This is a genomic window from Nonomuraea sp. NPDC049750 (assembly GCF_040659625.1).
Classification (GTDB): Bacteria; Actinomycetota; Actinomycetes; order Streptosporangiales; family Streptosporangiaceae; genus Nonomuraea.
The window spans coordinates 36,317-57,753 of sequence record NZ_JBFANB010000027.1 but is presented as its reverse complement, the minus strand read 5'-3'; the positions used below and the strand labels follow the sequence as shown (position 1 = coordinate 57,753).

At 70.5% G+C, this 21,437-nt stretch carries 15 protein-coding genes; 7 read left to right on the top strand and 8 right to left on the bottom strand.

Annotation, left to right across the window (positions count from 1 at the left end; genetic code table 11):
• Window positions 1–20: 20 nt before the first annotated feature.
• The 5 genes from AB0J16_RS44735 to AB0J16_RS44715 all read left to right on the top strand — a co-directional run bounded on the left by AB0J16_RS44735 (window position 21) and on the right by AB0J16_RS44715 (window position 5,613).
• A complete protein-coding gene (locus AB0J16_RS44735; RefSeq protein ID WP_357944410.1) occupies window positions 21–821 on the top strand; it encodes a hypothetical protein in 801 nt (266 codons plus the stop codon).
• Complete coding sequence (locus AB0J16_RS44730) at window positions 815–1,972, top strand: S8 family serine peptidase (RefSeq protein WP_358551563.1); 1,158 nt, start codon at window positions 815–817, stop codon at window positions 1,970–1,972. Before AB0J16_RS44735 ends, AB0J16_RS44730 begins: the two co-directional genes overlap by 7 nt.
• Window positions 1,973–1,994: 22 nt before the next feature.
• A complete protein-coding gene (locus AB0J16_RS44725; RefSeq protein WP_358551561.1) occupies window positions 1,995–2,354 on the top strand; it encodes a hypothetical protein in 360 nt (119 codons plus the stop codon).
• Entirely contained in the window at window positions 2,342–2,665 is a 324-nt protein-coding gene (locus AB0J16_RS44720; protein ID WP_357944419.1) for an MGMT family protein, read from the top strand. Before AB0J16_RS44725 ends, AB0J16_RS44720 begins: the two co-directional genes overlap by 13 nt.
• A gap of 95 nt (window positions 2,666–2,760) precedes the next feature.
• Complete coding sequence (locus AB0J16_RS44715; protein ID WP_358551559.1) at window positions 2,761–5,613, top strand: CDP-glycerol glycerophosphotransferase family protein; 2,853 nt, start codon at window positions 2,761–2,763, stop codon at window positions 5,611–5,613.
• Window positions 5,614–5,880: 267 nt separating this feature from the next.
• On the opposite strand, the gene AB0J16_RS44710 is transcribed toward AB0J16_RS44715, so the two are convergent.
• From AB0J16_RS44710 to AB0J16_RS44695, 4 genes are all read right to left on the bottom strand, one after another.
• The gene (locus AB0J16_RS44710; RefSeq protein ID WP_358551557.1) at window positions 5,881–6,327 is read right to left on the bottom strand and encodes a GNAT family N-acetyltransferase; all 447 of its coding nucleotides are present in this window, start codon (window positions 6,325–6,327) and stop codon (window positions 5,881–5,883) included.
• A 155-nt stretch (window positions 6,328–6,482) separates the two neighbouring features.
• On the bottom strand, window positions 6,483–7,028 hold the full coding sequence (locus tag AB0J16_RS44705; protein WP_358551555.1) for a hypothetical protein: 546 nt from the start codon (window positions 7,026–7,028) through the stop codon (window positions 6,483–6,485).
• Window positions 7,025–8,122, bottom strand: a complete 1,098-nt coding sequence (locus AB0J16_RS44700; RefSeq protein ID WP_358551553.1) for an XRE family transcriptional regulator — start codon at window positions 8,120–8,122, stop codon at window positions 7,025–7,027. Before AB0J16_RS44700 ends, AB0J16_RS44705 begins: the two co-directional genes overlap by 4 nt.
• Window positions 8,123–8,307: 185 nt before the next feature.
• Window positions 8,308–8,970, bottom strand: a complete 663-nt coding sequence (locus AB0J16_RS44695) for a methyltransferase domain-containing protein (RefSeq protein ID WP_358551551.1) — start codon at window positions 8,968–8,970, stop codon at window positions 8,308–8,310.
• 215 nt (window positions 8,971–9,185) lie between these two features.
• Here AB0J16_RS44695 and AB0J16_RS44690 point away from each other — a divergent pair, with 215 nt between their 5' ends.
• Together AB0J16_RS44690 and AB0J16_RS44685 are read left to right on the top strand one after the other, a co-directional pair.
• Entirely contained in the window at window positions 9,186–12,425 is a 3,240-nt protein-coding gene (locus AB0J16_RS44690; protein WP_358551549.1) for an ATP-dependent DNA helicase, read from the top strand.
• Window positions 12,419–15,673 carry an ATP-dependent DNA helicase gene (locus AB0J16_RS44685; RefSeq protein ID WP_358551547.1) on the top strand — a complete coding sequence of 1,085 codons (3,255 nt, stop codon included), beginning with the start codon at window positions 12,419–12,421 and terminating at the stop codon, window positions 15,671–15,673. The genes AB0J16_RS44690 and AB0J16_RS44685 overlap by 7 nt, the downstream gene beginning before the upstream one ends.
• Window positions 15,674–15,885: 212 nt before the next feature.
• Here the strand turns inward: AB0J16_RS44685 and AB0J16_RS44680 are convergent, their stop codons facing one another.
• Genes AB0J16_RS44680 through AB0J16_RS44665 form a run of 4 tightly spaced genes read right to left on the bottom strand, consistent with a single transcriptional unit; the run spans window position 15,886 to window position 21,376 of the window.
• On the bottom strand, window positions 15,886–16,995 hold the full coding sequence (locus AB0J16_RS44680) for a type III PLP-dependent enzyme (protein ID WP_358551545.1): 1,110 nt from the start codon (window positions 16,993–16,995) through the stop codon (window positions 15,886–15,888).
• A complete protein-coding gene (locus AB0J16_RS44675) occupies window positions 16,992–18,665 on the bottom strand; it encodes an IucA/IucC family protein (protein ID WP_358551543.1) in 1,674 nt (557 codons plus the stop codon). Before AB0J16_RS44675 ends, AB0J16_RS44680 begins: the two co-directional genes overlap by 4 nt.
• Entirely contained in the window at window positions 18,666–20,240 is a 1,575-nt protein-coding gene (locus tag AB0J16_RS44670; protein WP_358551541.1) for an IucA/IucC family protein, read from the bottom strand. It abuts the gene before it with no gap.
• A complete protein-coding gene (locus AB0J16_RS44665; RefSeq protein WP_358551539.1) occupies window positions 20,237–21,376 on the bottom strand; it encodes a siderophore biosynthesis protein in 1,140 nt (379 codons plus the stop codon). Before AB0J16_RS44665 ends, AB0J16_RS44670 begins: the two co-directional genes overlap by 4 nt.
• Window positions 21,377–21,437 lie beyond the last annotated feature (61 nt).

Here is a 21,437-nt window from a genome sequence, read left to right as displayed (position 1 = left end):
CAGCCGGCCGCCGCTCTCGCGTGCGCTCCTGGCCGGCCGCCACCGGCCGCGACAGGCTGGCGAGCAAGGAGCGGGTGGAGCAGGCCGTGCTCCGGCAGGGTGTGCGCTTCCGCCGCCTGTTCGTGACGCTGGTCGGCACCATCGTGGTCGCCTCTGCCGTCCTCGTGCTGCTCGGCACGATCGGGCTGCTCGAGGAGACCCGGTCCCGCCCGCTGACCGCCGCCGAGCAGAACCAGTACAAACAAGAGGAGATCGCCAGGCGCTGGCAGGCGTGGCCCGCCACCGACGTCTTCCCCGAAGAGGTCAAGTACGTCGGGCTCGACAAGGCCCAGCAGTACGCCCGGCGCGTCGGCATCGCCCCCGAGACCGAGTGCGGCAAGGGCGTCGACCCGTCCGTGGCGGGCGTCCTCGACGACAACGGATGCGTGACCATGCTCCGCGCCACCTACGTGGATCAGACGGCCATGTTCGTCTTCACGGTCGGCGTGGCCGTACTCAAGGACGAGGACTCCAGGCTCTCGGCGACCGAGCAGCTCACCCAGGACGACCGGGTCGGCGTGCTGCCCGTGGCCTTCCCCGGCACGGTGACCGAGCGGTTCGGGGCCGACCAGCGCCAGCGTACGGGCTGGGTGGGCGCCGGTCCGTACATCGTGTTCTCGACGGCGGGCTACACCGACGGCAGGACCCGGGCGGCCATCCCGCCCGAGGAGATCCTCCACAGTGAGCTGTGGCCGGCGGGCAAGTCGATCGGCAACCAGATCGCCTACTTCCTGGCGGACCCGCCGAAGGTTCCGCCCTGCACTCAGGGGAACGTGTGCTGACCGTCGTACGCGCGCTGACCGCCGCCCTGGTCATGCTGCACGCCCCGGCGGCCGCCCCCGTCCGGGACCAGCAGCAGTGGGTGCTCGACGCGCTCAACGTCGAGCAGGCGTGGACGGTCACCAAAGGCAAGGGCGTCACCGTGGCCGTGGTCGACAGCGGTGTCGACGGCAAGCTCAAGGAGTTGCGCGGCCGCGTGACCGCCGGGCCCGACATGACCGAGGCCACCGTCCAGCGCCAGGCCAAGCCCGGCGAGCACGGCACCGCGATGGCCGCCCTCATCGCCGGGTCCGGGGCCGACGACGGGCTGATCGGCGTGGCGCCCGAGTCGGGCATCCTCTCCCTGGCCCTGGCCGTCGACGAGGACCCCGGCGCCGGCACCATCGACCCCCAGCAGGAGGAGCAGAGCGCGCTGGAGAGCCCGCTGGCCCGTGCCATCCGCTACGCCGCCAACCACGGCGCCAAGGTCATCAGCATGTCGATCGGCTCCTACGGGCCGCTCAAGTCCGAGCGCGAGGCCGTCTCCTACGCGCTCGGCAAGGGTGTCGTGCTGGTCGCCGCAGTCGGCAACGACGGGCAGACCAAGTACGCCAAGGACAACGGCACCTCGTTCTGGAGCTTCCCCGCGGGCTATTCGGGCGTCATCGGTGTGGCGGCCGTCGACAAGCAGGGCAAGAAGGCGACGTTCAGCAGCGACAACCTGTCCGTCCTCGTCTCCGCGCCGGGGGTGGGCGTGCCTGTCGTCAAGCGCAAGGGCGGCTACGAGCTGTCGGAGGGCACCAGCTCGGCCAGCGCGCTCGTGGCCGGGGTGGCCGCGCTGGTCAAGTCGCGCTATCCCGCCATGGCGCCCGAGCAGGTCGCGCAGGCCCTGGCCGCGAGCGCGCGCGGACGGCCCGCCGCCGGTTATGACGACAAGACCGGGTTCGGGGTGGTCGACGCCGGTGCCGCGCTCAACGCGGCCGAACGGCTGGCCGGGGAGCAGCGCGAGGTCGCCGTGCCCGACGACCGGCACTTCGGCGTCGGCGAGGACTCGCCCGGGCCGTCGCGTCCGGGGCCCGATCCGTGGCGGCTGTGGCTCTATGGAGGGGGCGTGCTGCTGGCGCTGGTGATGTTCTGCGGGGCCATCATCGTGCTCAATCAGCGTAGAGAGTAAAGATCCGCTATGGTCGCGCGTCATGGGATACGAGCTGCGCGTGGTTCGTGAGGCGCCCCTGGCGTTTTCCGAGCTCGCGAAGGCGATCGCGCCGGCCGGTTTCGGGCTGCGCGGGCCGGACGAGATCGTCACCGGACACGCCGGTGACACGCACGTCGTGGGGCACTGGCGCGATCAGGTGATCGGCGAGCCGGGCTCCGACTGGCAAGTGGCGCAGCTCGTCCTGCTGGCGTCCGCTCTCGGCGCCAGACTCGTCGGCGAAGACGGCGAGAGCTACACGCTGCGCGACGGCATCGTGGAGCTGGTGGCCGGCGGTTCGGTGGTCGAGATCGGCAAGTTCCACGAGATGATCGAGGCGGGGCCCAACGCATGGACTCCGTGAACCCGTTCGCCGAACGGGTCCTCGAGGTGGTGGAGTCCATACCGCCGGGCATGGTGATGTCCTACGGCGACATCGCCGAATATCTCGGCGAGGGCGGACCGCGTCAGGTCGGGCAGGTCATGTCGACCTGGGGCGGCGGCGTGCCGTGGTGGCGCGTGGTGCACTCCGACGGCACCGGCGCGGCCCCTGACCACGTGCGACGCTGTCTGGAGCACTGGCGCGAAGAGGGCACCCCCCTGCGCGGTGAGCGCGTCGACATGCGCCAGGCGCGCTGGGACGGTCGTTCAGCCGATTCTCAGAAACGAGTTTGACCAGCGGATTCGCTCGTTGGGCGAATCCGCCGCACGTGACTCCCCTTACGATGGCTAGAACCAGTGATGGCGGTTCGAAAGGCGGTGCCTTACCGATGGCAACCGGCGTCACAGCCCTGAGTCAGGGCGGCGATCTGATCGCCGATCGCCTGAAGGCTGTCCAGGATCTCTGTGACCGGGGTGAGCCGCTCGACGCGGTCATGCGGGCCGTCGGACCGGGCGGCCGCGACTCGGCGTTCGACACCGAGGCGCTCAGCGGACCACTGGGCGCGCGGATGGACTTGGCCGTCAAGCGTGGCGCGGCGCGCAGGCGTGAGCTCATCACGTTGCTGCGCCCCTACCTGGCGGCCGTGGACGCGGGCGTCAAGCGCGACCTGCCGGTCGCGCGGCGCCTGATCTGCCACCTCATCGAGCATCGCCCGGACGACGAGCTCGTCGACGGCGAAACGCTCACCAAGGTCGTGGCGGCGGCGGCCGAGCCGTCCAAGCGGATCCGCGCGGGTCTGCGCTGGTACGCCGACCTGCCCTTCCGAGACGAGCTCCCCGCCGACCTCTACCGGCTGCGGCGCGCTGACCTGGTGCCCGTGACCCACATCGACGACATCGTGTGGGTCAACGGCAAGCTGCGCGTCACCGGCTTCGCCTACCTGGCGGGCCTGTCCGTGCGTAGCCGCCGGTTCAACTGGGCGACCGTGGTGCTGCGCGGGCCGCGCTGGCTGCCTCCGGTGCGCCTGCGCACGCGCCGGGTGCTGGCCCCTGAGGCCACGCACGGCGCGCGCGAGCCCGGCTGCAACTACGACTGGTCCGGGTTCACCGCCGACCTCAGCCCATGGTCCCTGCGCTGGCGCGGAGCCGTGCGCGGCCTGGTGCACGCCGTACGCAGGCGGATGCGTCACCGGCCCGCCGTCCACGACACCACGACGTGGCGGGCCGAGATCGTCTTCTACAGCCGCGGCGCGCGGGCGACGGGCCTGCTGCGTGGCGCGTCCCCTGGTCGCACCGAGCGTCCCGCCGGGCTCAAGCTGCGGCCGGGCTGGTGGGCCAGGCCGGTGTGGACCTCCGATCGGGCGCTGCAGGTCGTGCTCCAGCCCAACCGCGCCGAGCTCACCGGGGTCTCCGTCGAGGGCGACCGCCTGGAGCTGAAGATCTTCCTGGCCGGCCGTACGGTGACCAAGGGCCACGCCCGGCTGGGCGGCCACCGCATGGCCGCCGAGTTCACGCCGGTGGCCAACGGCACCGAGGTGCTGGTCAGCCAGGCTGTGTCCGCCCTGTTGCAGGAGAAGGACGGGCGGCGGCTCTGGGTCGAGCCGAAGGGCGATCCCGCGGCGTCGGTCATGCTCGCCGACCTGGTGGAGACCAGGATGCCTTCCGGAGACCGCGAGATCACCGTGCTGGGCGACCGGCGCGACCGCGTGCTCGTCTCCGCCCACCGCATCCGCCCGGTGATCACCTCGGCGGTGTGGGAGGGGCTCACGCTGGTGCTGCGTGGCGACTACCCCGACGCGGCCGGGCCGCGCGTGCTGACGCTGCGCCACCGGTCGGGGCTGTCCTACCACATGCCGATGGAGCGTACGGGCGATAAGTTCTCCGTACGCGTCGAGCCCGCGTCGATGGACCGCTTCGGCGAGGTGGTGCCGCTGTCGTCCGGCACCTGGAACATGTCGCTCCGGCACCCGTCCGGGGAGATCGTCCCCGTCCGCATGGACCACGCGGCGCTGCCCGGCCTCGACGAGGCGCCGCGCGCGTCCGAGGGGCGGTCCTTCCGGATGCTCTCGACACGCTTCGACGTGCCGGTGGTGGCCGTGGAAGAGGAGCGGCCGGCCGACGAGAAGGGCGTCGCGGGCACTCACGTGCTGCGGCGGGTCTTCTATCCGGCGCAGCGCACCGAGCCGCTGACCGACGCGACCGTCTACGTGGTCAACGACGGCCGCCTCTACGCCGACAGCGTCCGGGCGATCTACGAGGAGCGGGTGCGGCGGGGTGATGACCGCGAGCACATCTGGATCGTCAAGGACGGCGCGTTCACGCCGCCTCCGGGCACGACCTCGGTGCGCGCCGGCAGCCGCGAGCACCACGCTGCGCTCGCCCGGTCCCGATTTATCGTGACAAATGCGTTCCTGCCGGTTTGGTTCCGCTCGCGCGAGGACCAGGTCGTCCTGCAGACCTGGAACGGCACGCCGGCCAAGCGCATCGGCAACGACCAGCCGCACATGACCCGCGACCCCCGCCCGCCGATCTGGCACCGGCAGGCGGCCGAGGTACGCGGCTGGGACGTGCTGCTGTCGCAGTCGCCCTGGGCCACGCCGCTGCTGCGGCGCGCGTTCGGCTACCAGGGGGAGATCCTGGAGAGCGGGCTGCCGCGCAACGACGTGCTCACCTCGCCGGACCGCGACTCGCTGGCGGCCGCGGTGCGGGAGCGGCTGGGCCTGGTCGAGGGCAAGCGCGTGGTGCTGTACGCGCCGACGTGGCGAGATTATGACCGCAAGAACGCGATGGTGAAGCTCGACCTGGCGAAGGCCCGCGAGGCACTGGGCGCCGACCACGAACTCCTGGTCAGAGCCCACCCTATGCAAGCCATGCCCGCCGTCCCCGACATCGCCCACGACGTCACGACTTATCCCGATATGGCGGATTTGCTGCTCGTGACGGACGTGCTGGTCACGGACTACTCCTCGGTCATGTTCGACTTCGCCGCCACCGGCCGCCCGATCGTCTTCTACGGGTACGACCTGGCGAAATACTCATCAAAGCGCGGCCTCTACATCGACCTCCCGGAGCAGGCGCCGGGGCCGGTGCTGTCGACGTCGGCGGAGGTGATCGACGCACTACGCTCGATCGACTCGGTGGCCGCGGCCCACGCGGACCGCTACGACGCCTTCCGCGCCACCTTCGCCCCCAAGGACGACGGCAAGGCCACGGCCCGAGTCGTGGACCACCTGTTCTCCTAGCCGATCGGCCACCCACCCATCGGGGCGGGTGGCCGTCTGCTCGCAAAAGGGCTTCACCGCGGGCGCTTCGCGCAACGGGCTCAGACGCCTTTCCAGTCGGCGCCCGCGCCGACCCCGTGAGGGTCCTCGCTCCGCTCGGGCGTCCTTTTTGAACGCTTCGCCGCTCCCTCTGCTGACTATGAGGGGCAGTGAGTGGGCATCAGGATGACATCCCGCAGAACTCGGCTCTTTCGGCATAGGCGTCGAGAACCCAGGATCGATCGATTCCTATCGCGGCAGGTCGATCTGATACCGGATGAAACCCCGGTTCACGGCCACCTTGTCGTAGAGGCGCCGCGCGGTGGCGTTCGACTCATGGGTGTTCCAGTAGACGCGATCACAACCACGATCCCGGGCCCAGCCGACCACGCTCTCGATCAACGTACGACCCACACCCAGCCCGCGCACATCCTCAGCCGTGAACAGGTCCTGCAAATAGCAGACGTCGGTATCCGGTGCCGAGGTGCTCGGATGGGTGAGGAAATGCGTGATCCCTATGAGCTTGCCGTCCAGTGTCGCGCCGAGGGCGTGTAGACGCGTGTCCGCCTGGAATTCCTCCCATGCCCTGTCGTACATCAGGTCCGGCTCGACACGCTGGTAGAAGTCGATGTAGGCGCGGAACAGGACCTCCCAAGCCGCTCTGTCAGAGGGGCGGAGCTTGCGGATGCTGATCACGTCGCCTCCTTCTGAGGACTTCGCACGGTGGGTCGTGGCACGCCACAAGGTAGGGGCAGAGTGGTCTCCTATGACACAGCCACTCTTCGGCTGATTCTAAGGACCACTTCAGGGACTCCGGCAACCGGTACACCACCCGGTGGACGCTATTCGCCTCAGCGCGGATCGAACGAGCGAATGTACGCACCGAACGTGGATCCCGAACACGGCAACCGCATGCTGGTCGCGCGCAAGGCATCGATGAGATTCCCAGCTGATACGTCGGTGAGCTTCCCATCGCGACGTGCGTTGGCGAGCAGCCAGATGGTGCCGTGCACTCTCAAACCGTAGGCCCGGCCCACCTGCACGGCTTCCCTGTCATCCGTGATCGCGATTCCGCCGGACAGTTCGGCCGCTGAGAACACGCTTGCTTCTCCTCGGTCTCTGTCGGAGGAGCCGATGCGCTTGACCCATGTGGCGAAACACTGGAGCTCTTCGAAGGAGTCAAGTCTTGCCACGCCCAGCCAATCCGCGTCCAGAGCGCTGCGGAGAGCCGGATGCTTTGTCAGCCCTTGCCGTATCTCTTCGCGCACCACATGAGTCGTGAGACAGGTGGACCCGAGCAGTAGATCTCGCAGCACATCGAAACGTTCGGCGCGGCAGAAATGGCTGAGACAGGTTGCGTCGAACACCAAAGGGGGATCGGGCTCGTCGCCGTTCATGGCTCCAGGTCCGGGTAATCGCGGGCAGGGAGGTCGGCCGCCGAGACCTGGCCGCGCATCATCTCAACCGCGCGGGATGTCGTGATGAGCCCGTTCTTGAACGTCTGCAGTACGGCGTGCGCGTAGCGCGGCGGCACGAGTACCGCCTCGAGATCGGGCTGTGGGGCCCAACCGACCGCTTCCATCAGCTCCGCTCGCGTCGGATTGCGTTGACGCAGTGTTTTGGCGGTGTCCCTGTCGATGAAACCGGCCTCGATCGACTGACGAAGGGTCAACGACCACGATGTCCGGTACTTCGCGGCGAAGGTGATCAGCACGTCCCGCTTCGTGGTCGGGCCGACGGGGAGGCGCTCGGTGAGCGCGTCGATCGGCAGCAGTAATTCCGCGGAGAAGGAATCTATGATCGACTCCCTTTCGGCGCGCGAGCTGTGGACACCGATGTCGGAGGAGTATTCGTCGCCGATGATCAGATGTCCGAGCTCGTGGGCCGCCGTGGCGCGGCGGCGGCCCGGATCACCGTTGCTGCTGACGACCGCCACGGCGATATCGTCTTCGACCAAGGAAGCTCCGTCACCGGGCGTCTCGACTATGGCCACCAGCTGTCCGAGTCGCTCGCATACGGACATCATCGAGTCGATGGGATCAAGCCCGAGGTTGAGCCGCCCGCGTGCCCACGAGGCCGCAGAACGCGCGCCCAGGGTGTCCTCCACTGTCTCGGGATATCGCTCGATGCGTGGAGCGGCCAATTCTCCGAGTCCTATGAGCTGTTGGACGTCGGACAGCCAAGTGGATAGGGCGATCTCCAACCGGTAGGACTGTCGGGTGGCGTCGGTCACAGTGTCGTCGGCCAACTCCGTGCGACGGGACACGACCGTTGGAGGAGAGCTGAGAAAGTAGCTCAACGGGACCTTGAGGATGGCCGAGAGCTTGGCCAGTTCTAGCGCGTCGATCCGACGAACACCTGTCTCGATCTTGGCGATCATTGTGCGGTCGAGATTCATGGCCGAAGCGAGCTGCTCCTGGGACATGTCAGCCGCGAGCCGGCATTCGCGGACGCGGTCACCCACGCCTGTCCACTCTCTGCCATCCTTCATAGTGCGATAATCGCACGGACGGCCATCGCTTAGCAGATCGTTCGGAGAACGTAGGGGTAATCGTTATCCCAAGAGCGCGTTGTCCCGGCTCTGGCATATGTGCAGACGCGCGGATTTGGGGTGTTCTGGGGCGGAGGTCTCCGGCTGCGGGGCGGGGGTCTGGCCCCGGGCCGAGGGCTTGAGAGCTACTTGCGCAGTTCGACAAGAAGGGACATCGGTGTTTCCTGGATGTTGAACGTCCGGAAGCTCGTGTGGGCGATGATGGCCGCGAACTGCTTCTTGTCGTACGCCCGCCTGGGAAGGACCGAGCGGAGTACGTAGCGGATGATGACGGCGTTGACCGGGCCGATGCCCATGCGGGCGACGTCCTCGTCGACCGCCTCCTTGGAGACGTCGCGGCGTAGGTCGTTGATGTAGGCGGAGCCGCCGGGACGTAGGACGCGGTGCATCTCGCGTAAGGCGCCGACCGGGTCGGAGAAGTTCTTGAAGGCGGCGCAGCAGGCGATGAAGTCGAAGCTCTCGTCGTCGAAGGGCATGGCTGAGGCGTTTCCGTGGCGGAATTCGACCTGGGCGCCTGCCTCGGCGGCCTTCTGGCGGGCGATCTGGACGAATGAGGAGCTGACGTCCAGGCCGGTGACCCGGTAGTGGCCGGTTCTGGCCAATCTGATCGAGAGGTAGCCGGGGCCGGGGGCCACCTCCAGGATGTCGCCGCTCGCCGGGGCGTGCTCCAGGACCAGTTGGGCCTGCTCCGCGAACCTCGACGGGTCCTTGCCGGTGTTTCTCGCATACCAGCGGGCGATCGAGCCTTCCATGCCGATGCCCTTGTAGCCCTTGTCGGTTCTGGTCATGACGTGTTGCTCCTCTCTGCCACGGTGGAGCGTTGTGATAGAAGTCACGATATATCGCATTAGCTCCAAGTCAAGATATGTCGTGAAATTGGCGCCGGGGCGCTGCGGCGTGTCATTGGGTGTGGTGACGTTTCCGCCGATAGCGTTGGCCGATCGCGTGGTAGAGAGGTCAACTCGGCACGATCTACCCCTGTGGTCTGGTGGAATCTAGTGTTGTGAGTGCTCAGACCTGGCGGTTGGTGCGGCGTGGGAGCGGGGGACCTGTTGCGGCCCCTGTGCTCGATGAGCACCAGCGTGCCGTGGTTCAGCACCGGAGCGGGCCGCTGCTCGTGCTCGCCGGTCCCGGCACCGGCAAGACCACGACGATCGTCGAGAGCGTGGTCGACCGGATCGAGCGGCGCGGGGTGGATCCCGAACGCGTCCTCATCCTGACATATAGCCGCAAAGCGGCCGGTGAGCTGCGTGAACGGGTCACCGGGCGGTTGCGCCGCACGACCAGGACGCCGTTGGCGCTCACGTTCCACAGCTACGCCTACGCGCTGCTGCGGCGGGAGGCGGTGCTGGCGGGTGAGACGCCGCCGCGGCTGCTCACCGGGCCCGAGCAACTGCTGGAGATCCGGCGGCTGCTGCACGGCGAGCTGGAGGACGGCGCGCGCGAGTGGCCGGTCGCGTTGCGCGAGCCGCTCAAGACGCGCGGGTTCGCGGAGGAGCTGCGCGACTTCCTGTCGCGCGCGGGCGAGCGCGGGCTCGGCGGCCCACGGCTGCAGGAGCTCGGCAGGCAGTACGGCAGGCCGGACTGGGTGGCGGCCGGCCGATTCCTTGAGCGGTACGAAGCGCGCTTCGACCTCGATCCCGAACCGTCGCTCGACTATGCCGAGCTGATCAGGGCGGCGGCGGGCGTGCTCGCCGACCCGGAGGTGCGCCGCAGGGAGCGGGCGGCGCACGACGTGGTCTTCGTGGACGAATACCAGGACACCGACCCGGCACAGGAGTTCCTGCTGCGGCAGCTGGCCGGTGACGGGCGTGACCTGATCGCGGTGGGCGATCCGGACCAATCGATCTATGGGTTCCGGGGGGCGGATGTGCGGGGGATCCTGGAGTTCCCGCAGCGGTTCCCGGCCCGTGACGGGCGGGACGCCCCGGTGGTGGCGCTGCGGATGTGCCGCCGGAGCGGGGCCGAGCTGCTGGCGGCGTCCAGGCGGGTGGCCGACCGGCTGCCCGCGGCGCCGATGCCGGATGCCATAGCCGCCGGACGCCCCCACGGGCATCGCGAGTTGCTGTCGCTGCCCGAGATGGAGGGCGGCGACGTACGCGTGCTGCTGGCCGACAGCACCAGCCAGGAGGCGGCCGTCGTCGCCGACACGCTGCGGCGGGCCCATCTGATCGACGGCGTGCCGTGGCATCGGATGGCGGTGCTCGTCCGGTCGGCGGCCCGTCAGGTGCCGTTGCTGCGGCGCGCCCTGGTGAGCGCGGGCGTGCCGACGATGGTGGCCGGTGACGAGGTGCCGATCGCGCAGGAGCCCGGCGTACGCCCGCTGCTGACGATGCTCAGGGTCGCCCTCGACGCGGGCGAGCTCGACGAGGGGGTGGCCGAGGAACTGCTGACCGGGCCCCTCGGCGGCACCGACATGATCGGCGTACGGCGGCTGCGACGGGCACTGAAGATCGCCGAAAACGAGGCGCTGGCCGCCACGTCCGACAACAACGAGGCGACGGATGCCGAATCCGAGAGCGAGCCCGCGAAAGAGGTCACGCAAGCGCGTACCTCTGGAGAGTTGCTGGTCGCGGCCATCAAGGACGCGCGCGAGCTGACCCGGATCGAGCCCCACGTGGCACTCCCCGCCGAACGCGTCGCCAAGCTGCTCGCCGCCGCCCGTCAGGCCGTGCGCGACCACGCCGGCGCCGAGGAGGTCCTGTGGGCCGTCTGGCACGAGAGCGGCCTGGCCGAGAGGTGGACTGAGCTCAGCCTGTCGGGCGGCGCCAGAGGGGCGCAGGCCGACCGGGATCTCGACGCCGCGGTCGCCCTGTTCGACCACGCCGCCAGGTTCGTGGACAGGATGCCCAAGGCGGGCCCCGAGGTGTTCCTGGACGATCTGGCCGCGCAGGAGATCCCGGGTGACACGCTGGCCGAGCGGGCGCCCGATGGTGACGCCGTCCGGGTGCTGACCGCCCACCGGTCCAAGGGACTGGAGTGGGACGTGGTGGTGGTCGCGGGTGCGCAGGAGGGCGTCTGGCCCGATCTGCGGCTGCGCGGCACGCTGCTGGGCGTGGAGGATCTCGTCGAGCTGGTCGAGGGCGGCAAGCCCAACGCGGCGTCGCTGGCCTCCAAGCTGCTGGCCGAGGAGCGGCGGCTGTTCTATGTGGCCGTCACCCGCGCCCGGCGCAGGCTGGTCGTCACGGCCGTCGGCGGGGAGGACACCGATGAGCGGCCGTCGAGGTTCCTCAGCGAGCTCATGCCGGGCGCCGTCGAGGCCGCCACGGTGGACGATCGGGCGCGGTGGCTGAACATGTCCGCGCTCGTGGCGGACCTCCGCAGCGCAGTAACCGATCCCACTAAATCGGGAAAAATTCGGCACAAGGCCGCCACCCAGCTCGCCCGCCTGGCCGCGGCCGGAGTCCAGGGCGCACACCCCAACGACTGGTACGCCCTCACCTCCATGACCGACGACCGCCCCCTGAGCTGGCCCGACGACATCGTCAGGATCTCGCCCTCGGCGGTCGAGAGCTTCACCAAGTGCGGCCTGAGATGGCTGCTGGAGACGGCCGTCGGCGCCGCCGGCACCAGCTCGGCCCAGGGCCTCGGCACCGTCATCCACGCCCTGGCCGTGCTCGCGGCCACCGACCTGCCCAGCGAGGACCTGCTCGGCAAGCGCCTGGACGAGATCTGGAACGAGCTGGACTTCGGCGGCGTCTGGTTCAACCGCAAGCAGCGCCAGGTGGCCGAGCAGATGATCACCAAGTTCTGGCGCTGGCACCAGGAGAACCCACGCGAGCTCGTCGCCCTCGAAGAGGCGTTCACCGCCACGGTCTCCGACGGCGTACAGATCAAGGGCCGCGTGGACCGCGTCGAGCGTGACTCGGAGAACCGCGCGGTGATCATCGACCTCAAGACCGGCAGCGCGAAGCCCAAGGCAGGCGAGCTCGCCCGCCACCCCCAGCTGGGCGTCTACCAACTGGCCGCGCTCCTGGGCGCGTTCGCCCGGCACGGCATGACCGAGCCGGGTGGCGCCGCGCTGGTCCAGGTCGGCAAGGCGGCGGGCAAGAACGACGCGCTGGAGCAGACACAGGGCGCGCTGGCCGACGACAAGAACCCCGGCTGGGCCAAGGACCTGGTCGACACCGTGGCGATCGGCATGTCGGGCCCGTTCTTCCAGGCCAAGGTGAACGACGGCTGCCGCACCTGCGCGGCCAGGTCCAGCTGCCCCGTCAACGACAACGGGGGACAGGTGTGCTGAACCCGGTCGAGCTGGCCGAGAAGCTCGGCATCCTGCCCCCCACCTCCGAACAGTCCCGCGTCATCGAGGCCCCGCTCGAACCCATGGTCGTCATGGCCGGAGCGGGCTCGGGCAAGAGCGAGACCATGGCCGGGCGCGTGGTCTGGCTGGTGGCCAACGGCCTGGTCAAGCCCGAGAACGTGCTCGGCCTGACCTTCACCCGCAAGGCCGCCGCCGAGCTGGCCACCCGCGTCCGCGAACGGCTCAACGGCCTGGCCGAGGCCGGCCTGGTCGAGCCGGGGCTGCTCGACAACGAGCCGACCGTCTCCACCTACCACGCCTATGCCGCCCGCCTGGTCACCGACCACGCCCTGCGCGAGGCCCTCGAACCCACCATGCGCCTGGTCACGCCCGCCGTCTCGTGGCAGCTGGCGTCCAGGGTGGTGGCGATGTACGACGGGCCGATGGACAAGATCGAGCTCGGTCCGCCGTCCGTCACGGCCGCCGTCCTGGAGCTGGCCGGCGAGTTGTCCGAGCACCTGCGCACCGCCTCCGACGTGCGGCGGATCGGCGACTGGCTCGACGAGAGGTACGCCGCGCTGACCGGCCGGACGACCGTGGCCCAGCGCAAGCCGATCAACGTCCAGGCCGCGAGGAAGCAGCTCCTGCCCCTGGTCGAGCGGTACGAGCGGCTCAAGCGCGGCCGGGAGGTCATCGACTACGGCGACCAGATGTCGCTGGCCGCCAGGATCGCCGCCGGCCACCGGGAGGTGGGCGAGATCGAGCGGTCCCGCTTCTCCGTGGTGCTGCTCGACGAATACCAGGACACCAGCCACGCCCAGCTCGTACTGCTGCGATCCCTGTACGGCAACGGTCACCCGGTCACCGCGGTCGGCGATCCCTGCCAGTCCATCTACGGCTGGCGCGGCGCCTCGGCGGGCAACCTGCGGCGCTTCGCCCAGGACTTCAGGACGAGCACCGGCGACCTGGCCCCGGTACGCCAGCTCAGCGTCAGCTTCCGCAACGGCGACCGGGTCCTCGACGTCGCCGCCCGCGTACAGCTGCCGCTGCGCATGGAGGCCCGCGAGGTGCCGGTCCTCGTCCCCGGCGCCAACCGCGTCGACCGGGGGCGCGTCACCTGCGCCTTCCACGAGACCGCGGAGGACGAGGCGAAGTGGATCGCCGACGGCATCCACAAGATCCTCGGCCAGGAGTTCGCGCCCGACGGCCTGCCCTGGGGGGAGAAGGAACGCAAGAAGACGCTCGCCGTACAACCCCAGGACGTGGCGATCCTCGCCCGTAAGCGGTCTCAGTTCCCCGCGCTGCGCAGAGCGCTCGAAGAGCGCGACATCCCGGTCGAAGTGGTCGGTCTCGGCGGGCTGCTGACCGTGCCCGAGGTCAACGACATCGTCGCCACGCTCAGAGTCCTGTACGACCCGACCGCCGGTGACGCCCTGGCCCGGCTGCTGGCCGGACCGCGCTGGCGGGTCGGGCCCGCCGACATGCGGGTGCTGGGCGAGTACGCCAGGGAGCTGACCCGCGAGGCCCGTGAGACGCGCCATGAGCAGGACCCGCTGGACCAGGTGGTCGCCGACCTGGCGGAGGAGCGCGGCAGCCTGATCGACGCGCTCGACGAGCTGCCCGACAGGGAGGCGTGGCTGGAGGCGTTCTCGCCGCTGGCCAGGACCCGGCTCGTCGCGCTGGCGCAGGAGCTGCGGCAGCTCAGGGCGCACACCGCCCAGCCGCTCCCCGACCTGATCACGGAGGTGGAGCGGCGGCTGGGCCTCGACATCGAGGTGGCGGCCCGCGGCGGCACGGTCAGCGCCTTCGCCGCCAGGGCCGATCTCGACGCCTTCCAGGACGCGGCCGCCAGGTTCGCCGGTGACGCGGAGGATCCGACGCTCGGCGCGTTCCTGGCCTATCTGCAGGCGGCCGAGACCGAGGAGTTCGGGCTGGAGGCCGGACGGGTCGGCGAGAGCAACAGCGTCAAGCTGATGACCGTACACGCCTCCAAGGGCCTGGAGTGGCCGATCGTGGTCGTGCCCGGACTGTCGCAGCTGGTCAGTTCGAAGGGCACGATCGCGACCGGCAGCATGTTCCCCGCGACGCCGGTCATGAACAGCCGCTGGACCGACAACCCGCGCAAACTCCCCTACCCGCTCCGCGGCGACGTCGCCGACCTGCCGCGCCTGACGGGGCTCACCAAGGAGGAGCTGGCCGCGTTCGACGAGGGCTGCCGTGACCGTGACCTGATGGAGGAACGGCGGCTGGCGTACGTGGCCGTCACCCGGGCCCACTACCACCTGATCGCCTCCGGCTACCGCTGGGGGAGCGCCTCCAAGCCGCTGGAGCCGTCGGACTTCCTGCTGGAGATCCGCGACACCAGCGACCGGGTCGCGTTCTGGGCGCCGGAGCTCGCCGCCGGCACGACCAACCCGCTGCTGGCCGAGCCCGCCGAGGCCGTGTGGCCGGTCACGCCGGAGGGCCTGCGCTATGAGTCGGTGCTGGACGGGGCGCGGCTGGTCGAGGACGCGCTGACGGGCACGCTCGCCCCCGCCGAGGACGAGCCGCTGCGCGCCTTCGAGGAGGAACGCGTCCGCGCCTGGGAACGCGACACCGACCTGCTGCTGCGCGAGCGCGAGCTGCACCGGCGGCGCGGCTCCACCACCGTCGAACTGCCCTCGAAGCTGACCGTCTCGTCGCTGGTCACGCTGGCGGAGGACGCCCGCGAACTGGCCCGCAGGATCCGCCGTCCCGTCCCGGTCAAGCCCGCGCCGCTGGCCCGCCGCGGCACGTCGTTCCACAAGTGGCTGGAATCGCGCTGGGACCAGCAGCGCCTGCTCGACGACTTCGACCTGGACCTGGTGGACGAGCCGGAAGAGGCCGACGTACGGCTGGCGGAGCTGCAGGAACGCTTCGAGGAGAGCGAATGGGCCGGGCGCCGGCCGCTCGACCTGGAGGTGCCGTTCGAGACCATGATCGCCGACCGGCTGGTGCGCGGCCGGATGGACGCCGTCTTCGAGCTGCCCGACGGCCGTTATGAGGTCGTCGACTGGAAGACCGGCGCGCCGCCACGGGGCAAGGCCGCCCGCGCCGCCTCGGTGCAGCTGGCCGCCTACCGGCTGGCCTGGTCACACCTGGCGGCGGTGCCGCTGGAGCGGGTGGGGGCGGCTTTCCACTATGTCCGGATGAACCAGACCGTCCGCCCGGTGAACCTGCTTGATGCCGACGGCCTGGTGGCGCTCATAGAGGCGGTTCCCGTCTCGTAGGGCCTGACATCTTCCGCTCCCCCGGAGGAGGCATCCCTCTAAAGAACCCCAGCCACCACGGACCGTCTTCTTCCGCCTCCCCCGGAGGGGGTCCCTTCCTAAGGACCCCAGACACGACAGACCGTTTCCTTCCGCTCCCCCGGAGGGGTATCTCCAGAAGGACCCCCGCCACCACGGGCCGTCACAGGGACCGAGGCCGTCGTGTGACGGGCCTAGTCCCGCAAGTAGTGGAAGCCCGGCTTGGGGTGCATCAGGAAGTCGTGGTGGGAGATGTTCCACGCATAGGCCCCGGCCATCTCGAACACCACCGTGTCCCCCACCCGCAGCGAAGCCCCGATTTTTCGGGCGAAAACGTCTTTCGGGGTGCACAGCTGGCCGACCACCGTCACCGGCTCATCCGCCAGAGCAGGACCGGAGCCTGTAGGCAGCACCGTGAAGGGCTGGTCGTGCCCCTTGGTGACCGGCGTACGCAGATGGTGCGTGCCGCCCAGCACGATCGCGTACGCCTCCCCGCGTACCCGCTTCACGTCCACGACCTTGGTGACGTAGTAGCCGCAGTACGCGGTCAGCGCCCGCCCCGGCTCGATCCGCACCCGCTGCCCGGCCCGGCGCAGCGCCGCCAGTCCGGCGCCGTAGGCCGCCCAGTCGAACCGGGACTCCGGCGCGGCGTAGGAGACCGCCATGCCGCCGCCCAGGTTGACCTCGTCGTACTCGGTGTCCAGCAGCGTCTCGGCCAGCCGCAGGAGCCCCGGCGCGGCCAGGCCGCTGGCCAGGTGGGTGTGCAGGCCGCGCAGTCGTACGCGGTCGGTGAAGAGCGGCAGGCACTCGCGTACACCCGCCTCGTCCATGCCGAACGGCCCGCTCATCGTCAGCGCCGCGCCCTCGACCGGCAGGTCCGGGTTGAGCCGGAGCAGGACGTCGGCCTCGCGGCCGGTGGCGAGCAGGCGGCGCAGCTCGTTGGGCGACTCGATGTGCAGGCGGTGGCAGGGCAGGCGCAGCTCGGCGTCGGTCTTGCCGGGGCCGCCGAGGGCCAGCGGCTTGCCGGTCGCGCCAGGCGCGCCGGGGAGGCCGGGTTCGCCGGGGAAGAGGGCCGACACGTGGGCGTGTTCGCCGCCGGACGACACCTCGAAGCCGTCCACGTGCTCGGCCAGCGTCTTGAGCAGCTCGGTGTCGGGATTGGCCTTGACGGCGTAGTACAGCTCGACGCCGGGCAGCGCCCGCCGTACCGCCGAGGCGTGGTCGTGCAGCGCGGGCAGGTCGTAGAGGTAGGCGGGCGCGTCACGAAGCCGCAGGGCGGCTTCGCGGACTCTCGTCGTGATCATGCGAGCGGGTTCGCGATCGGGACGTATCCGGCGGTCCGGTCGGCGGCCCTGGACCAGCGGACCGTCAGGTTCGCCTTGGCCGGGAGCGGCGCGCCGGCCAGCAGATCGGACAGCGGGAGCGGCCAGCCGAGCGCCCCGGCGTGGCGGGCGAGCACGTCCCGGGCGGTCCGCCACAGCTCGCGCAGCAGCTCGTCGTCATCGCCCGCCAGCGTGGCGGCGATCTCGGTGAGATGGTTGACCAGCAGACAGTAGACGACGCGGGCCCAGCCGCGCTCGACGTCGTAGCTCAGGGCCTCGGCCACCTTCGCGGGTACGCCGTCGAGCGAGTGACGGCCGCTGACCAGCTTGGTGCCCTCCAGGTCGCGGAAGACCGCCTCGACGGGCAGCCCTGAGGGGTCCAGGCCGACGAGGACGTTCTGCAGGTGCGGTTCGAGGATCACCCCATGCGTGAAGTACAGCTCCAGCACCGGCGGCGCCACCACCGAGACATAGGCCGTCCACCACGCGAGCGGATCGCCGGCCGGTACCTCGATCGCGAGGGCCCCGGACAGGACCGGAGTGACCCCGGGGGAGCACACGGACCACGGGCTGGCCCGGACGATCACGCCGAGACCTTCGAGCAGGCGGGTGCCGAGCGCGGCGGAGCGGTAGCCCGGCTCGGGCAGCCACCGGGTGCCCGGATGCGCGGCCGAGACCGCCTCGAACACCGGCGTCAGGCGGGAGGTCAGCTCAACTGCTCCGGCCAGCTCGTACCAGGCGTTCTTGCGTACGCAGTTGGTGATGCGGACGTCGAGACTGAACTTCAGGCACGACTCCGCCGCGGGCGCGTAGACGGTCCGCACCGACGAGGTTGGCACGGCCACCGGGCCGGGACCCAGGTCGATCAGCTCGGCGCCGTACGCGGGGCGCAGCAGGTCCAGCTGCCACGGGTGAGCGGGCAGCAGCCGGTAGCCGGACGGCGCCTCGCCCAGCAGGTCGAGGGCGGAGGCGTCGCCTTCCTCGGCGAGCACGTCCGCGCGGACGCCGAGCAGCCGTACGGGGAACTCGGCGTGCGCCTCGGGCGCGTACCGCAGCCAGTCGGCGCCGCTTCGCGACTTGGGGCTCGGGTGGAACCGGTGCCCGTAGACCAGCGCCTGCTCGGAGGCCAGCCACGGATCGGCGGGCGCCACGGCCTCGGCCCTGGCCGCCAGGATCGCGGCGACGGCGTCGCGGCTCGCTGCCACCTGCCCGGCGAACTCACCGTTGGCGGCCGACCCATTGGAGGCCAGCCCGTTGGGTGCCGGGCCATCGAAGTCCGGGCTGGTGAAGTCCTCGAAGTCCGGCGCCGCCTGCCCGGTCAGGTCGGCCTCGGCCAGCCGTACCAGCTCGTCGATCGTAAGAGGCCGCCAGGCGCCACGGTCCAGGCGCTCAGGTCGGCCGTCGAAGCGCAACGCCGCTCCGCCGTACGTACGGACTCGCAGCAGCGTGTCTCCGACTCTCAGCAGCAGGTACGGCGGCGCGGCCCAGACCAGGCCGCGCGGCCCGGCCACCTCCCGCACACAGCACCGCAGCAGGGCGCCCAGCGTCGCCTCCTCCGCCAGCGAGGCCGGTGATGAGGCCGGTGCGGTCGGTGCGGTCGGCGGAACCGCCGAGACCTGGTTGGCCGGCGAGTCGAGGACCAGACCGTGCATTCAAGCTCTCCTCAGATAGTTGGGCCCGCTGGTGCCGTAGAACTTGTTGATGTCCCGCGCCCCGGAGCGTTCCTTGGCCACGAGAGTCCCCGCGGTGATCATCGACTTGCCGGTGAGCCTGGCCGCGTCGAGCGTCCTGGCGCGCAGCAGCCGGGCCATGGGGTCGTCGCCGTACTCGTCGAGCGCCTCGGTCAGCGTGTGGCGCAGCAGGGCGGCGGCCCGGCCGGGCGGCAGGGCCCCGAACACGACGGCCGCCGCCGCCAGGTGCAGCGTGATGGTCACGAACACGTCGGCCAGAGCGTGCGGGTCGTCCGTGAGCATCCGTTCGTCGGCGAACGCGGGCACCTCGACACCCGCCGCGGCGAGCCTCGAAGGGGACGCCAGCAGCCCGTCGTTGTCCTTGACCAGCAGCTTCATCCGCCCGTCCTGGAATACCAGCGACAGGTTCTGCTGATGGGCCTCCAGCGCGACGCCGTAGCGTACGAACAGCCGTACGTTCCACCGCAGCAGGAGGCGCAGATAGCCGGGCAGCACGTCGCCCACCTGCTGGAGCACGCCAGGAGCGTTGAGCGCGGCGACGGGCACCATCCGCCCTTCCGGCAGCCTGCGCACCATCCAGGCGAGATACTCGTGCCCGGCGTGCGCGTAGGTCTGTTCGTCGGCGACCAGCACGTCAGGGTCGGCCAGGCGCCGCAGCAGCAGCTCGGCCATGGCGCCGTCGTGCAGGGTGCCGGGCTTGATCGACCGCCGGTTGCGCGCTCCGAGGGTGCTGGTGGGCAGGGGTAGCTTGAGGTGGGTGCGATCGTCGAGCTCCACGGTCCGCATCGACAGCGTGGGCCGCACGGTCAGCCACGGCTCGCCGAGCAGCCGCACCCCGTCGATCTGCCGTACCTCATCGACGGTGAGCGGATGAACGGGAAACAGCACTTCGTCGGCCCGCACCTCGTGGATCGCGAGCGGACGTGCCTCGTGGGTCGTGTGCGGACGTGCCTCGTGGTTCGCGTACGGATGCGCCGGAAACGGCGTCGGCACGATGGTGGAGCCCGGCGTCAGCAGGTGGCGCGGCACGGCCGCCCAGCGCAGCTCGAACGACGGCGCGAACTCGGGCGCGTACGCGGGCAGCGCGGCGGCGGGCACGCCCAGCCGCGCCCGGGATGTCGGATAGACCGGATGGTCGACGAACGCCGCCAGCGACTCGTAGGACGGCCGCCGGGCGAGCACCTCGGCCCTGTGTACGTCGTGTAGCTCCAGCGCCGCCAGCGCCTGCGCGCACTCCTCGGCGAACGCCGCCACGCCCGGCGCGTCGGCCGGATCGGCCACCTCGGCCAGCGTGCCGAGCACCTCCGCCAGCCCCAGCCGCTCGTCGGGACCGACCACGAAGTCCTGGAACAGCAGCCCGGGCACCAGCCGTACCCGGCGCCCGCCGGCCAGCTCCAGCTCCACGCCGTCACGGCTCCTGGCCACCCGCGCCGACAGCCCGCCGTAGTCCTCGCGCAGCAGCGCGTCCAGCACCCGCCTGGCCAAATACGCCTCCCGCGTACTCAGCTCACGATCCTCGGCCTCGCCCGAGCTCATCCCACGATCCACGGCTTGGCCGCCCGGAAGCCCTCGATGGCCGCGTCCACCCGCGCCCGGTCCGGACCGACGGCCCGGAGGACGCCGAGATAGTCGCGGTTCGTATGGGTCTGTTCGACGACATCACCCACGGTTCGAAGCGGCCGGTGCCACAGTCGTACGCCTTGGGAGACCAGCTCCTCCGCCCCCGGCGCCGCCGTGATCGTCCCCGACCGGTCGGCGACCAGGCTGACCGCGCTGCCGTACCTGGACGTATCCGGCACGGCAGGCACGGCCTCACCCAGGTGCACCCGCAGGATCCACTCGAACACCGGCACCCCGAGCACATCGGCCAGCAAAAAGTCGCAATGGTCGCCGATCACCCGATAGTTCACCTCGACGATGCGCGGCCCGGCCGGGGTGACGATGTATTCGGTGTGGCAGGCGCCGAACCCCACCCCGAGCGCCGCCAACGCCCCCAGAACGTGCTCACGCGCTCCATCGGGCGGCGTCCAGTCCAGCCGCTCCTCGATGAAGTGCGGCAACGGCCCGAGCGTCGTACGGAATCCGCCGAGCACCCGTACCCCGTCGGCGTCCCCGAGGGTCTCCAGGGTGCGCAGCGGCCCCTCCAGGTATTCCTCCACGACCAGCGCCTCGCCGGGCCGCCGCTTCCTGACCTTCGCCACCGCTCCGGCCAGGTCCCGCTCGACCAGCAGCACGTCCTCGCTCGCGACTCCCTCGCGCGGCTTGACGACCAGCGGGTACGGCAGGTCGTCGGGCACGGGGTCGCCGGGCGCCAACCGTACGGACGAGACCCGCTCGACCCCCGCCTCGGCGAGCCGGCGGCGCATCAGGAACTTGTTCTTGGCCGCCAGGCAGGCCCGCCAGTCCTTGCCGGGCAGCCCGAAATAGGCCGCCGCCAGCGCGGTCTCCGCCTGCAGGTGGTCGGAGTTTGAGAAGATCGCGTCCGGCCGGCCGAGCTGCTCGATCGCGTCGATCACCGCGCGCGGATCCCGTACGTCGCACGCGACGGCACCGGGATGCCGCTCCGGCTGGTCGGTGAGAATCGTCACACGACAGCCCAGAGCTTCGGCGGCGGGCAGGAACCCATCGGTCACCGAATCGGTGGGTTTGAGCGCGGTCAGGTAGAGCCGCAACGCGAGATACCCCCGGAGAATCAGGTAAGCCTAACCTAACTCGCTGATCCTAGCCGCTGGG

Coding starts and splice junctions, on each gene's coding strand:
- AB0J16_RS44725 (WP_358551561.1), top strand. CDS start 1,995: ATGGGATACGAGCTGCGCGTGGTTCGTGAGGCGCCCCTGGCGTTTTCC.
- AB0J16_RS44720 (WP_357944419.1), top strand. CDS start 2,342: ATGGACTCCGTGAACCCGTTCGCCGAACGGGTCCTCGAGGTGGTGGAG.
- AB0J16_RS44715 (WP_358551559.1), top strand. CDS start 2,761: ATGGCAACCGGCGTCACAGCCCTGAGTCAGGGCGGCGATCTGATCGCC.
- AB0J16_RS44705 (WP_358551555.1), bottom strand. CDS start 7,028: ATGAACGGCGACGAGCCCGATCCCCCTTTGGTGTTCGACGCAACCTGT.
- AB0J16_RS44700 (WP_358551553.1), bottom strand. CDS start 8,122: ATGAAGGATGGCAGAGAGTGGACAGGCGTGGGTGACCGCGTCCGCGAA.
- AB0J16_RS44695 (WP_358551551.1), bottom strand. CDS start 8,970: ATGACCAGAACCGACAAGGGCTACAAGGGCATCGGCATGGAAGGCTCG.
- AB0J16_RS44680 (WP_358551545.1), bottom strand. CDS start 16,995: ATGATCACGACGAGAGTCCGCGAAGCCGCCCTGCGGCTTCGTGACGCG.
- AB0J16_RS44675 (WP_358551543.1), bottom strand. CDS start 18,665: ATGCACGGTCTGGTCCTCGACTCGCCGGCCAACCAGGTCTCGGCGGTT.
- AB0J16_RS44670 (WP_358551541.1), bottom strand. CDS start 20,240: ATGAGCTCGGGCGAGGCCGAGGATCGTGAGCTGAGTACGCGGGAGGCG.